The sequence below is a fragment of the Streptomyces sp. NPDC051940 genome (genome assembly GCF_040680895.1).
Taxonomy (GTDB): Bacteria; Actinomycetota; Actinomycetes; order Streptomycetales; family Streptomycetaceae; genus Streptomyces.
Genome location: NZ_JBFAXR010000073.1, coordinates 16,568 through 29,591, shown reverse-complemented (window position 1 = coordinate 29,591; position 13,024 = coordinate 16,568). Strand labels below are relative to the sequence as shown.

General features: G+C 71.7%; 11 protein-coding genes. 6 read left to right on the top strand and 5 right to left on the bottom strand.

Going from position 1 to position 13,024, the window contains the following annotated elements:
- The first annotated feature begins 63 nt into the window (after positions 1-63).
- The 3 genes from AB0M28_RS25420 to AB0M28_RS25410 all read left to right on the top strand — a co-directional run bounded on the left by AB0M28_RS25420 (position 64) and on the right by AB0M28_RS25410 (position 3,736).
- Positions 64-1,749, top strand: coding sequence for a hypothetical protein (locus AB0M28_RS25420; RefSeq protein ID WP_365409286.1), 1,686 nt, complete (start codon positions 64-66; stop codon positions 1,747-1,749).
- Positions 1,746-2,612: an ROK family protein gene (locus AB0M28_RS25415; RefSeq protein ID WP_365409283.1), complete on the top strand. Its 867-nt coding sequence runs from the start codon at positions 1,746-1,748 to the stop codon at positions 2,610-2,612. The genes AB0M28_RS25420 and AB0M28_RS25415 overlap by 4 nt, the downstream gene beginning before the upstream one ends.
- Before the next feature lie 104 nt (positions 2,613-2,716).
- Positions 2,717-3,736 (top strand): LacI family DNA-binding transcriptional regulator, encoded by a 1,020-nt coding sequence (locus tag AB0M28_RS25410; protein ID WP_365409280.1) that lies wholly within the window; start codon positions 2,717-2,719, stop codon positions 3,734-3,736.
- A gap of 126 nt (positions 3,737-3,862) precedes the next feature.
- Here AB0M28_RS25410 and fdhA read toward each other — a convergent pair whose 3' ends face one another.
- Entirely contained in the window at positions 3,863-5,089 is a 1,227-nt protein-coding gene (fdhA, locus tag AB0M28_RS25405) for a formaldehyde dehydrogenase, glutathione-independent (RefSeq protein WP_365409277.1), read from the bottom strand.
- A gap of 152 nt (positions 5,090-5,241) precedes the next feature.
- On the opposite strand from fdhA, the gene AB0M28_RS25400 reads away from it, so the two are divergent.
- The 3 genes from AB0M28_RS25400 to AB0M28_RS25390 all read left to right on the top strand — a co-directional run bounded on the left by AB0M28_RS25400 (position 5,242) and on the right by AB0M28_RS25390 (position 8,771).
- Positions 5,242-6,087 carry an IclR family transcriptional regulator gene (locus tag AB0M28_RS25400; protein ID WP_365409274.1) on the top strand — a complete coding sequence of 282 codons (846 nt, stop codon included), beginning with the start codon at positions 5,242-5,244 and terminating at the stop codon, positions 6,085-6,087.
- Positions 6,088-6,241: 154 nt separating this feature from the next.
- Positions 6,242-7,477 (top strand): MFS transporter, encoded by a 1,236-nt coding sequence (locus tag AB0M28_RS25395; protein WP_365409271.1) that lies wholly within the window; start codon positions 6,242-6,244, stop codon positions 7,475-7,477.
- Between the two features lie 52 nt (positions 7,478-7,529).
- Entirely contained in the window at positions 7,530-8,771 is a 1,242-nt protein-coding gene (locus AB0M28_RS25390; RefSeq protein WP_365409269.1) for a family 16 glycosylhydrolase, read from the top strand.
- Positions 8,772-8,954: 183 nt separating this feature from the next.
- On the opposite strand, the gene AB0M28_RS25385 is transcribed toward AB0M28_RS25390, so the two are convergent.
- The 4 genes from AB0M28_RS25385 to AB0M28_RS25370 form a co-directional block, all read right to left on the bottom strand.
- Complete coding sequence (locus AB0M28_RS25385; RefSeq protein WP_365409266.1) at positions 8,955-10,241, bottom strand: extracellular solute-binding protein; 1,287 nt, start codon at positions 10,239-10,241, stop codon at positions 8,955-8,957.
- Positions 10,242-10,319: 78 nt separating this feature from the next.
- Positions 10,320-11,237, bottom strand: a complete 918-nt coding sequence (locus tag AB0M28_RS25380) for a carbohydrate ABC transporter permease (RefSeq protein ID WP_365409264.1) — start codon at positions 11,235-11,237, stop codon at positions 10,320-10,322.
- A 2-nt stretch (positions 11,238-11,239) separates the two neighbouring features.
- A complete protein-coding gene (locus AB0M28_RS25375; protein ID WP_365409261.1) occupies positions 11,240-12,166 on the bottom strand; it encodes a sugar ABC transporter permease in 927 nt (308 codons plus the stop codon).
- On the bottom strand, positions 12,163-13,011 hold the full coding sequence (locus AB0M28_RS25370) for an IclR family transcriptional regulator (protein ID WP_365409258.1): 849 nt from the start codon (positions 13,009-13,011) through the stop codon (positions 12,163-12,165). Before AB0M28_RS25370 ends, AB0M28_RS25375 begins: the two co-directional genes overlap by 4 nt.
- Positions 13,012-13,024: the final 13 nt, after the last annotated feature.

The following is a 13,024-nucleotide window of genomic DNA, read 5'->3' as shown; positions in this document are numbered from 1 at the left end:
ACCCCCCGCACGTCAGCACTTCAGCACCCCAGCACTTCAGCACCCCAGCGATAAGGAGACTGCGTGTACCGGCTCGACCCGCGCTACGCCCCCGCCCCCCAGGCCGTCCTGACCGCCGGCTGGCAGGCCGTGGCCGCGGAACTGCCCCCGTACCCCGCGACCGTGGCCGTCGACGGCCCCCCGTCCGTGGACTGGGACACCCTGGCCGGCCGGCTGGCCGCGGGCGCGGCGCAGCGCACCGTGCGCACCCTCGACATGCGCGCGCACCACGCACCGCCCGCCGCGGTCCACGCCCGCACCGTCCGCCCCGAGGACAGGGACGACCCCTACTACTGCAGACTCGCCGACAACCCCCTCTCCGACCTCTTCGACTCCCTCCCCACCCCGCCCGTCCCGGCAGACGGGGAGCTGCTCATCGTCTACGGCCCCGGCGCCGCCCTCCTCCCGCACGACGTGCTCTGGTACGCCGACACCCCCAAGCGCCACGCCGAGGCCGCCATCGCCGCCGGCACGGGCGCGAACCTCGGCCTGCCCGGGGAACCGGCCGACCTCCGGCGGCTGTTCTACGTGGACTGGCCCATGCTCGACCGCCACCGCGACGGATTGGCGGCCCGCCTGGACGCCTGGCTGGACGTCCAGGACCCCGGGCGCCCCGTATACCTCGACGGACCCGGCCTGCGCGCCACCCTGGCCGCGCTGGCCCGCCGCCCGGTGCGCACCCGGCCGTTCTTCAACTCCACCCCCTGGGGCGGCCACTGGGCCCAGCGCGAGCTGGGCTTCAACCCCGGCGCCCGCAACTCCGCCCTGGGCTACGAACTCATCGCCCCCGAGGCCGGCATCCTCCTCGGCACCGGCCCGGAAGCCCAGGCCGAGGTCCCCTTCCAGTTCCTGTGCGTCCTGCACCCCGAGCAACTGCTGGGCCCTGCGGTGCACGCGCGCTTCGGCACCTCCTTCCCCATCCGCTTCGACTATCTGGACACCGTCGGCGGCGGCAATCTCTCCCTGCACTGCCACCCCAAGGAGCAGTACATGCGGGAGCGCTTCGGCTGGGACTACACCCAGCACGAGACGTACTACCTGACGGTGGGGAGCCAGGACACCAAGGTCTTCCTCGGCCTGCGCGAGGACGCGGACACCGAGCTGTTCCGCAAGCAGGTCGAGGAGGCCGCCCGGGACGGCGTGCCCATGGACCCCGAGGACCATGTCCTGTCGTTTCCGGCGGAGCAGGGTCAGCTCTTCATGATCCCCGCCGGCACCCCGCACGCCAGCGGCGCGGGCAATCTCGTACTGGAGATCAGCGCCACCCCCTATCTCTACAGCCTGCGCTTCTACGACTGGCTGCGACCCGACGCCGAAGGCAACCCCCGCCCGCTGCCCTACGAACACGGCCTCGCAAATCTAGAGACCACCAGAATCGGCGATTCCGTTGCCCGCGACCTCGTACAAATTCCACGCGACCTGCGCGAGGGCCCCGGCTGGCGCGAGGAGCTGCTCGGCGCGCTGGACGAGATGTTCTACGAAGTACGCCGTATGACCCTCGACGGGACGGGTCCGGCCGAGGACGATACGGCGGGACGGTTCCATGTGCTCAATGTGGTCGAGGGGGATGGTGTGACAGTAGAGACGGACGCCGGGGACCGGCACGAACTCGCGTACGCGGAGACACTGACCGTACCCGCCGCGGTCGGCGGCTACCGGCTGCACCCGGTGAACGGACCCGTCAGGGTCGTCAAGGCACTCGTCCGTTGACCGCCGCCCCCGGGCCGAGGCCCGTCCTCGAGCTGGGCGGCACCCACATCACCGCCGCCCTGGTCGACCCGCGCCGCACCCGGGTGAGCGCCCGCGTCCGGCGCCGGCTGGACTGCCACGGCAGCGCCGGCGACATCCTCGACGCCGTCCTGCGCTGCGCCGCCGCCGTCCCCGCACCGCAGGACGCGGTGTGGGGCGTGGCGGTGCCCGGACCGTTCGACTACGCCAAGGGCGTGGCCCGCTACGAGGGCGTCGGCAAGTTCGAGAGCCTGTACGGCGTCGACGTCCGCGCGACGCTCCTCGACCGGCTCCGGCACACCCCGCGCGACGCCGTGTTCCTCAACGACGCCCACGCCTTCCTCCTCGGCGAAGCGGTGGCCGGCGCGGCCCGCGACCACCGCCGCGCGGTGGGCATCACCCTCGGTACGGGCGTGGGCTCGGCGTTCCTCGCGGACGGGCGGATACACGAGGAGGGTCCCGGCGTACCGCCCGAAGGCCGGGTGGACCTGCTCGACTTCGCGGACGCACCCCTGGAGGACACGGTCTCCCGGCGCGCCATCCGCACGGCGTACGGCGACCCGGACGCCGACGTACGCGAGATCGGCGAGCGCGCACGGGCGGGGGAGCGGCGGGCCGGCCGGGTACTGGCCGACGCCTTCACGGCGCTGGGGGAGGTGCTGGGCCCCCGGATACGGGAGTTCGGGGCGACGGCGCTGGTGGTCGGCGGGTCGATGACCGGGTCCTGGGATCTCGTAGAGCCCGCGCTGCGGTCCGGACTCGGGCATACTCCGGTCACGGTGCTGCCGAGCGGACTCGGCGAGACGGCGGCACTGGTCGGCGCCGCGCGCGCCGCCGGGAGCTGACGTCAGGCGCCGCCGGGACGGGCGCCGGGAGCGGTTGCCGGAGATCCGCGACAGGACCGCCGTAGCCGAGAGCGAGAGCCGAGCAGAGAGGGGCCACCAGCCATATGCCCGACGCCCGTGCCCCCAGGTCCGGCCCGCCGACCGTGCGCGACGTCGCCGAGCGCGCCGGTGTCAGCGCCATGACGGTGTCGCGCGCCCTGCGCGACGACGCCAAGGTCTCCGCCGCCACCCGCGAGCGGGTGCGGGCGGCGGCGGCCGAGCTCGGCTACCGCCCCAACGAGATGGCCCGCAGCCTGCGCCTGGGCAGGGGCACCGGCCTCGTCGGCCTGCTGGTCACCAATCTGGCCAACCCCTTCTACTCCCGGCTGGCCCTCGGCGTCGACGCCGCCCTCTCCCCGCACGGGCTCAAGGCCGTCATCGCCAACACCGGACAGGACCTCGACAGTGAGCGCAGCCTGGTGGAGGACCTGATCGCCCGCCGCGTCGACGGCATCATCGCCGTCCCCGCCGGCAGCGACCAGCGGCATCTGGCCGCAGCGGCGGCCGGCGGCGTCCCCGTGGTCGTGGCGAGCAGACCGCCGTCCGGCTTCGACGCCGACTGCGTCCTGGTCGACGACTTCGGCGGCGCCCGCGACGCCACCCGCGACCTGCTGGCCCAGGGCCACCGCAGCATCGGCTTCCTCGGCTCCCCGCCCGCCGTCTACACGGGCGCCGAGCGGCTGCGCGGATACGCGGCCGCGCTGGAGGAGGCGGGCGTACGGGTGGACGAGCGGCTGGTGCGACGCGGTCAGCAGCAGACCGACGAGGCCGCCGCCGCGGCCCGCGAACTGCTGGCGCTGCCGCGCCCGCCCACCGCGCTCTTCTGCTCCAACAACCGCAACACCATCGGTGCGTTCCACGCCCTGCGCGCCACGCGCTCGAAGGCCGCGCTGGCCGGCTTCGACGACTTCGAGCTGGCCGACGCGCTCGGGATGCCGCTCACCCTCGTCGCCTACGACAGCGACGAGCTGGGCCGTGAGGCGGGCCGTCTGCTGCTGGGCCGGCTCGGAGACGGAGCGGCCCAGCCGCCGCGGCGCACGCTGGTGCCGACCAGCCTGGTCAGATACGGGGCGGGGGACCCCTGACAAAGGCCACCGGCCGGAGGCGAGGCTCGCCTCCGGCCGGTGGCATCGGCTCATGCCGGGCCGGACGCCGTCCAACCCGGCAGCCGTCGGCTCATCCAGGCCGGACGCCGTCAAACAGCCGTCGGCTCACACAGGCCGGACCCCGCCCAGCGCCCCGTGCGGGTCGAGTACGTACTTGCGGCTCGCGCCCTGATCGAACTCGGCGTAACCGCGCGGCGCATCCTCGAGGCGGATCGCCGTGGCGTTGACGGCCTTGGCGATATGGACCCTCCCGTGCAGGATCGCGCGCATCAGATGGAAGTTGTACTTCATCACCGGGCACTGGCCGGTGACGAACGCCAGGCTCTTCGCCCAGCCGAGCCCCAGCCGCATCTTCAGCGCGCCGATCTTCGCGTCGGAGTCGATGCCGCCCGGGTCCTCCGTGACGTACAGCCCCGGGATCCCCATGCCGCCGCCGGCCCGGGTCAGCTCCATCAACGAGTTGAGGACCGTGGCCGGTGCCTCCTCGGACTTCTCGCCGTGCGCCCGCGCCTCGAAGCCGACCGCGTCGACCGCGCAGTCCACCTGCGGCTCACCCAGGATCTGCTCGATCTGCTCCGCCGGGGTGCCGCGGGTCAGGTCCACCGTCTCGCAGCCGAAGCTGCGGGCCTGCTGCAGCCGCTCCGCGTTGAGGTCGCCGACGATCACCACCGCCGCGCCCAGCAGCTGGGCGCCGGCGGCCGCCGCGAGGCCCACCGGGCCCGCGCCGGCGATGTACACCGTGCTGCCGACCTGCGCGCCGGAGCTGACCACCCCGTGGAAGCCGGTCGGGAAGATGTCGGAGAGCATCGTGAGGTCGAGGAGCTTCTCGCGGGCCTCGGCCGCGTCGGGGAAGCGCAGCGCGTTGAAGTCCGCGTACGGGACCATCACGTACTCCGCCTGGCCGCCGACCCAGCCGCCCATGTCGACATATCCGTATGCCGCTCCGGGGCGTGCGGGATTGACGTTCAGGCAGACACCGGTCTTGCGCTCCTTGCAGTTCCGGCACCGCCCGCAGGCGATGTTGAACGGGACGGAGACGAGGTCCCCGACCTTCAGGAACTCCACATCCGGGCCTGTCTCGATCACCTCGCCGGTGATCTCGTGGCCGAGGATGAGGTTCTCGGGGGCCGTCGTCCGGCCCCGCACCATGTGCTGGTCGCTGCCACAGATGTTGCTGGCCAGGACCTTGAGGATCACTCCGTGAGGAACCTTCCGGCCGACGTTCGCGGGGTTGACGCCGGGTCCGTCCTTGAGCTCCAGGGTCGGGAAGTCGATGGTCTGCACCTCGACGGCCCCAGGCTTGAGATACGCAACTGCCCTGTTCGTGCTCATGCTGCCGCTCCTTGGGTTCGGCATTCGTCAGGAATGGGTCCTTGCGGCGGAGTCTGCTACCCGTCCGGGAAGTGCGCCAGGCACTGGGAGAGGAGTCGGTCCTCTTGGCTCATTCCGCCCGTCCCGCGTCCGTCATTCCATGTAGCATCCACATGCTGGATGACGTAGTCAGGGAGAGGTCAGGGGTCACGATGGTGCGGTCGGGGGCCACAGGTGCGGCGGTCACGGGCACGCAGAGCGTGGAGCGCGCGCTCTCCCTGCTCTCCTATTTCACCGACGAACAGCCCGAGCGGCGCATCGCCGAACTGGTCGAACTGACCGGGCTCGGCCAGTCGACGGTGTCCCGCCTGGTGGCGACGCTCGAGGCGCTCGGCTATCTGGCGCGGGACGAGCGCAGCGGGCTGCACCGCATCGGTCCCAAGGTGGTCGCCCTGGCCGGCATCGCCCTCAACCAGTCGCCGGTCCACCGCGCCTCCCGCCAGATCGCCCAGAACCTCGCGTACGAGCTGGGCCTCGGCGCCAACGTCGCCGAGCGCCACGGCGACCAGATGTTCTACCTGTGCCATTTCGAGGGCCCGCTCGCCCCGCGGTCCTTCACGCTCACCGGGCGGCTCGCGCCGCTGCACTCCACGGCGATGGGCAAGGCGCTGCTCTCCGGGCTCACCGCGCACGAGGTGCGCGAGGTGATGGGCAAGGCGTATCCGGCGTACACCCCGCACACCCTCACCTCCCTCGACCGACTGCAGCAGGCGCTGGACGAGGTACGCGCGCGCGGCTACGCGACCGAGATCGAGGAGCTGGCCTTCGGCCGCGCCTGCCTCGCGGCACCCGTGCGCGACCGCTCGGGGGACGTCGTCGCCGCGCTGTCGGTCTCGGGCTCCCTGTCGGCGATGGACCTCGCCTCCCGCCAGGACTCGCTGGCCGCGAAGGTCATCGAGTACGCGGACCAGATCTCGACGAGCCTGGGCTTCATGGCACATGCCAGGCTGGGGATCTGAGGGCGCGGCTGCCGATGCCGTCTGGCGCCCGGACGGCGCCACTGGTACGGTCCTGCCCATGTTCCTCTCCCGTGCGTAGACGACGCCCGGCCGCACCGTCAGGTGACAGGCCGTCCGCGTCCCTGTCCGCACGCCTGTTGAGGAAACAGATCCCATGTCCACGCCCGAACGGGCGCCGTCGTACGCTGCCGTGCTGCGCACGCCGTACGCCGCCCGCACCTTCCTGTCGTCCCTGACCGGTCGCCTCTCCTACGGCACGGTCTTCCTCTCCCTCATGCTCGCCCTCACCGCGAGCACCGGTTCGTACGCCGTGGCGGGCGGCGTCATCGCGCTGTTCGGTCTGGCCGGCTCGCTGCTCGCCCCGGTGCGCGGTGGGCTCATCGACCGGTACGGCGCCCGCCGTGCCCTCGTACCGATGGCCGTCGTCTACGGCGGCACCCTCACCGCCCTGGCCGCCGCCACCTGGCGGCCCGGGACCGCGCCGGTGTGGCTGCTCGCCGCGCTGGGCGGGCTGGCGGGGCTGTGCGCGCCGCCGCTCGGGCCCACGATGCGCTCCGTCTGGAGCGAGATCGTGCCCGAACCCGCGCTGCGGCAGCGGGCGTACAGCCTCGACACGGTCTGCGAGGAGCTGCTGTTCGTCACCGGACCGCTGATCGCCGGGCTGCTGGCGGCGCTGGTCCGGCCGGCGGCGGGTGTCGCCGTGAGCGCCGGTCTGGTACTGGCCGGCACCCTGGCGTTCACCGCCGCGCCGCCGCTGCGGTCGACGGCCCGGAAGCGGCCCGTCCGGCGACCCCGCGGGCCGGGCGGGGTGCCCGTCCAGCCCGTCGCGGCGGCGGCCGGGCTCGGCCTCATGCTCGGCGCGCTGACCCTGCTGCTCGTCGTGTACGCCGACGGGCGCGGCCGGATCGAGGCCGTCGCCTGGCTGGAGGCGGCGCTGGCCGTGGGCAGCGCGCTGGGCGGGCTGCTGTACGGCACCCGCTCCTGGCGCCGCCCGGCCCGGGTGCGGCTGCCGCTGCTGACCACGGCGCTGGCCGGCGTGCTGGCCGCCGCCGGGCTGGCGCCCGGGCTGTGGGCGCTCGGCGCGGCGCTCGCGGTGGCGGGGGTGCTCGTGTCGCCCGCGCTGACGACCGCCTATCTGCTCGCCGACGAGTCGGCGACGGACGAGAACCGGATCCGGATCGGCACCTGGGTGAACACCGCCTTCAACTTCGGCAGCTCGCTGGGCTCCGCCGGGGCCGGCCAGCTCGCGGGGGAGGTGCCCGTCGCCGCGTGCTTCGCCCTGGCCGCCGTTCCGCTGCTCCTCTCGGCGGCCTTCGCGGTCCGTCGGCGGAAGTTCCGGAGTTCCGGAACCCTGCCGTATGAATTGACGGGTGCGCATCAAGTGCGTTGACTTGCGGACCGCACAGGTATGGACCAAAGCTCGTCCCCACCGAGGCGGTTCCATGAACTCACGACTGCACGTACTCCTGCTCGCCGGCGTGCTCGCCGCCGCGTCCCTCCTCGCGCCGTCCGCGGCGCAGGCGGGTCCCGCGGCGGCGGCACCGCTGGCGGTGACCTTCGAGGACACCTTCGACGGCCCCGCCGGAGCGGCCGCCGACGGCGGTAAATGGCTGATCGAGACCGGCGACAACGTCAACAACCACGAACGGCAGTACTACACGGCGGGCAGCGCCAACGCGGCCCTGGACGGCCAGGGCAACCTGGTGATCACGGCCCGCCGCGAGAACCCCGGCAACTACCAGTGCTGGTACGGCCGGTGCGAGTACACCTCGGCCCGGCTCAACACCTCCGGCCGCTTCACCCAGACGTACGGCCACGTCGAGGCGCGTATGAAGATCCCGCGCGGGCAGGGGATGTGGCCGGCGTTCTGGATGCTCGGCAACGACATCGGCTCCGTCGGCTGGCCGGCCAGCGGGGAGATCGACGTGATGGAGAACGTCGGCTTCGAGCCGTCCACCGTGCACGGCACCCTGCACGGACCCGGCTACTCCGGCGCCGAGGGCATCGGCGGGGCGTACACACTGCCCGGCGGCGGGGCGTTCGCCGACGCCTTCCACACCTTCGCCGTGGACTGGGCGCCCGACGCGATCACGTGGTCCGTCGACGGCAACGTCTACCAGCGGCGCACCCCGGCCGATCTCGGCGGCGACCCCTGGGTGTTCAACAAGCCCTTCTTCCTCATCCTGAACCTGGCCGTCGGCGGCTACTGGCCCGGCGACCCGGACGGCAGCACGGTGTTCCCCCAGCGGCTGGTCGTCGACTACGTCCGGGTGACGTCCTCCGACAGCCCCGGCGGCGGTACGGGCACCTTCACCGGTTACGGCGGCAAGTGCCTGGACGTGGCCGGCGCGAACACCGCGAACGGCACCGCCGTCCAGCTCTACGACTGCAACGGCACCGCCGCCCAGCGCTGGACGGTCGGCTCGGACGGCACCATCCGCGCGCTGGGCAAGTGCCTGGACGCGGCGGCCGCCGGAACGGCCGACGGCACCCGGGTCCAGCTGTGGGAGTGCAACGGCACGGGCGCCCAGCGCTGGGCGTACAACGCGGGCTCCCACGACGTGGTGAACGTCCCGGCGAACAAGTGCCTGGACGTGAAGGACTGGAGCACCGCCAACGGCGCCGCCACCCAACTGTGGACGTGCACCGGCGGCGCCAACCAGAAGTGGACGTTCAACGGTTGATCCCGATCAACGGTTGATTCCGGTCGACGAGTGGGCCCGGCACCCCGGGTGCGGTCCGGGGGCCGGGCTCCCGCAGCCGTTCGCCGAACCCTCGACGGCGACGGCCGCGCTTGACGAGGCGGAGCCTCACAGAGCAGTCGACCGCATCGACCGCATCCGTGTCCACCTCTTGCGGTGACGGGCTCAGTCCTTGATCAGCGTGGCGACCTCCTCGCCGGCCTTCTTCATCGCGTCCTTGGCCGACGACTGGCCCACCAGCACCGCCTGCACCTGCTTGGCGACGGCCTCCTCGATCTGCGCGTTCCTGGCGTACGCCCAGAACGGGCCCGGGGTGGCCGTCTTGGTGATCATCTCGGTCCAGTCGCTGGTGAAGGTGTCCACCGCGACCTTCGGGTCGGCCAGACCCTCCGTCGTGGTGGGCGGCAGCGCCAGCGCCTCGAAGTGCTCCACCACCGTCCTGGTGTCCGAGGTGGTGTGCAGCGCGAAGTCCGTGGCGGCCTCCTGCCCGTCGCCCTTGACCACCGCGATCACTCCGCCCCACAGCAGCGCGCGCGGCTGGTCGCCGGCCTTCACCACGGGCCGCGGCACCGGCACCATCCGCGAGGCGAGGCTCTTGTCCTTGGCGGTGGCCAGGGTGGCGCCCTTTCCGATGACGGCGTCGTCGTAGAAGCCGACCGTGCCCTGGCCGAACAGGGCGCGCGCGTCGAAGCGGTCGACGTCCTTGGCGATCAGCTTCTCGTCGTGCAGCTTCTTGTACCACTCGACCGCGTCGATCGAGGCGTCGTCCCCGATGGTGACCGTCTCGCCCTCCAGGATGGTGCAGCCGAAGGTCTGCATCCACGGGAAGATGTCCTTCAGCTGCGCGACCTTGGTGGCGGCCGCGTACGGCGTGATGCCCTTGAGCTCCTTCAGCGCCCGCAGGGCGTCCTCGAACTCCGAGATGGTCGTGGGGTGCTGCTTGACGCCGGCCTCGATCAGCAGGTCCTGGTTGCCGATGAGGCCGATGGAGCCGGTGGTCCACGGCAGCCCGTACTGCACGCCGCCGTACTGGCCCGACTGCAGGGCCACGTCGGTGTAGCCGCCCTTCGCCGCGACGTCCTTGAGGTCCGCCAGCTTGCCCATCTGCGCGATGGCCGCGAGCCATGCGATGTCCAGGTGCACCGCGCCGGTGATCTCGCCGCCGTTGAGCTTCAGGGTGAACTGCTGCAGGTACTCGTTGTACGGGTACGCGGTGGTCGAGATCTTGGACTTGTGGGCCTTCTCCCAGTCGCTGACGATCTTCTGTATCCGCGCCTTGCTGGACTCCTCGTTCAGCGACCAGGAGGAGAAGCCGAAGTCCTTCGACTTCGTGTCACCCGAGTCGGAGCCGCCTCCCGTCCCGGAGGGGGCGCAGGCGGCCATGGCGGTACCCATCGCGCCGAGGCCGAGAAGTCTGAGGGCGTTGCGGCGGTTCATTCCGTATCCGGACATGCGGGTCTCCTAGAAGGACTGATGAGGGACGGGAGGCCGGCCGTGGGGTGTCAGCCGGCGGTGGTCATGACGTGACCGTCAACTCTTGACCGCGCCGGCGGTCAGCCCGCCGACGAGGTAGCGCTGCAGGAACATGAAGGCGACCGTGACGGGCACCGAGATGACCAGCGAGGCGGCCATCAGTGCGGGCCACGAGGTCTGGAACTCGCCGATGTACGTGTTCACGAGGCCCGGCGGCAGGGTCATGGTGTCCTTGTTGGCCAGCGTGAGGGCGAAGAGGAAGTCGTTCCAGCCGCGGACGAAGGCGAACAGCCCGGCCGCGATCATGCCCGGCGCCGCCAGCGGCGCGACGATGGAGTGCAGGGTCCGCCACCGCGAGGCGCCGTCGATGGCCGCCGCCTCCAGCAGCGCGTCGGGCACGGTGTCGAAGATGCCCTTCAGCATCCACACGCACAGCGGCATGGTGAACGTCGCGAACGACAGGACCAGCGCGGTGTAGGTGCCGAGCAGGCCGAACTGGCGGAACACGGCGTACAGGGTGATCAGCAGCAGCGCCTGCGGGAACATCTGCGAGGCGAGCACGAAGTTCATCAGCGACTTGCGGCCGCGGTAGCGGAACTTCGAGAACGAGTAGCCCATGTACGTCGAGACGACGACGCTCAGCACGGCCGTGACCACCGACACGATGACGCTGTTGACCATGTAGTCGAAGAGCTGCTCGTTCTCGGCGAACTCGCGGAAGTGGTCCAGCGTCAGCCCGGTCGGGACGAACTTCGGCGGGAACTGGAACACCTGCCCTTCCGGGCTGAGCGCGGTGACCAGCATCCAGTACGGCGGGAACAGGCCGAACAGGCCGATCACCGCCACCGCGGTCCAGGCGGCCACGGAGGAGCGGATCTGGTCGGGGCGGCGGCCGCGGCGGCGTGCGGGGGCCGGCGGGGCGCTGCGCACCGGCTCCTGGACCTGCGGCCGCCGGGCGGCTTGTGCGGTGGTCATGGTCACTTGGTCTCCCGCTCCGAGGTCTTGAGGTACACCCCGACGAGGACCAGGAGCAGCAGCATCCACAGTCCGCCGAGTGCGGTGGCGTGGCCGAGGTCGTATCCCTTGAAGGCGTCCTGGTAGACGGCGACGGCGAACGTCTCGGTGGCGCCGGCGGGGCCGCCGCCGGTGAGCACGTAGATGGTGTCGAAGTGCTGGAAGTTCCAGATGAACTCCAGCAGGACCGTGATCCCCGCGACGGCCCGGATGCCCGGCCAGGTGACCGCGCGGAAGCGGCGGACCGCGCCGGCGCCGTCGACCGCGGCGGCCTCGTGCAGTTCCTGCGGCACGGTCTGCAGACCGGCCAGCAGCATCACCATCATCCAGGGGAAGCTGGCCCAGGTCTTGGTGATGATGACGGCGAGCATCGCGGTGGTCGGTTCGCCGAGCCAGCTGACGCTCTCGTCGATGATCCCGGCCTTGAGCAGGGCGCCGTTCAGCACGCCGTAGTTGGCGTTGAAGATCCACATCCACAGGAAGGACACCACGACACCGGGGATCACCCAGGGGAAGAGGAACATCCCGCGCAGGAAACCGGAGCCCCTGATCCCGGAGTTCAGGGCCAGCGCGAGCGCCAGGCCGATGACGAAGGGGGCCACCGTCGCGCCGATCGTGAAGACCAGGGTGTGCTCGAGGATCGCGGTGAAGTCGTCGGACAGGACGTCGGCGAAGTTGTCGAAGCCGACCCAGGTGCGGCCGGGGAAGCGCAGGTCCTGCTTGAAGAAGCCGGTCGTGATCGAGGCGATCAGCGGGTAGAGCACGATCGCGGCGAAGAGGGCCAGTCCCGGGAGGGTGAGCAGGATCGCGAAGGCGCCGTTCGAGAGCTTCCGGCCGTGTGCGGACCCGCCCTCGTCGGAGCTCTTGAGCGTGGGGGAGGCGAGCGTCATGAGCGGCTCCTGTCCGAGATGGCGGCGTGCGGTCCCGGGACGGACGCACGTGTGTCCAGGACGGCGGCGCGCGGGCCGACGTAGCCGAGGCCGACGCTGATCGAGTCGGCCGCCTCGATGGCGGCCCGCGCCAGCTCCTCCTCGCGCCTGTCGAGGGCGACCGTGGACAGCGGCCCGGAGATGGAGATCGCGGCGACGATCGTGCCGGCCCGGTCCCGCACGGGGGCGGCCACGCAGGAGCGGCCGTATGCCAGCTCCTCCACCTCGGTGGCATAGCCGCGCCGGGCGGACACCTCGAGCTCCTTGTCCAGTTCGGTGTGGGTGGTGATCGTCGACGGTGTGAAGCCGTGCAGCCGCTCCTCGGGCAGCAGTTCGCGCCGCTCCTCCTGGGTGAGTGCCAGCAGCAGGCACTTGCCGAGGCCCGTGGCGTGCAGCGGCTTGCGCTGGCCGGTGAGGACCGTGTTGCGCGGGGCGTGCCGGCCCTCGAAGTTCAGCAGGTAGAGCAGCGTGGCGCCGTGGCGGATCGCCACGTTGGCGCCCAGGCCCAGGCGGGCTGCCAGCTCCTGCGCGAGCTGCCGGGCCTCGCGGTGCACGGGGTGGTGGTTCACGGCCACCCCGCCGAGGGTGATCGGCGCGGTGCCGAGCCGGTACAGGCCGCTGATGCCGTCGCGTTCGACGAACTCCAGCGACTCCAGGGTGGCGAGCAACCGGGAGGCGGTCGAGGTGCCGAGCCCGGTCATCCGCACGACGTCGGAGACCCGCAGCTCGGGATGCCCGCCCAGGAAGACCCCCAGGACGGCCATCGCCCGTTCCACGCTCTGGTTGTTGCCTTGATCGGATGCCATCGACCACTCCAGT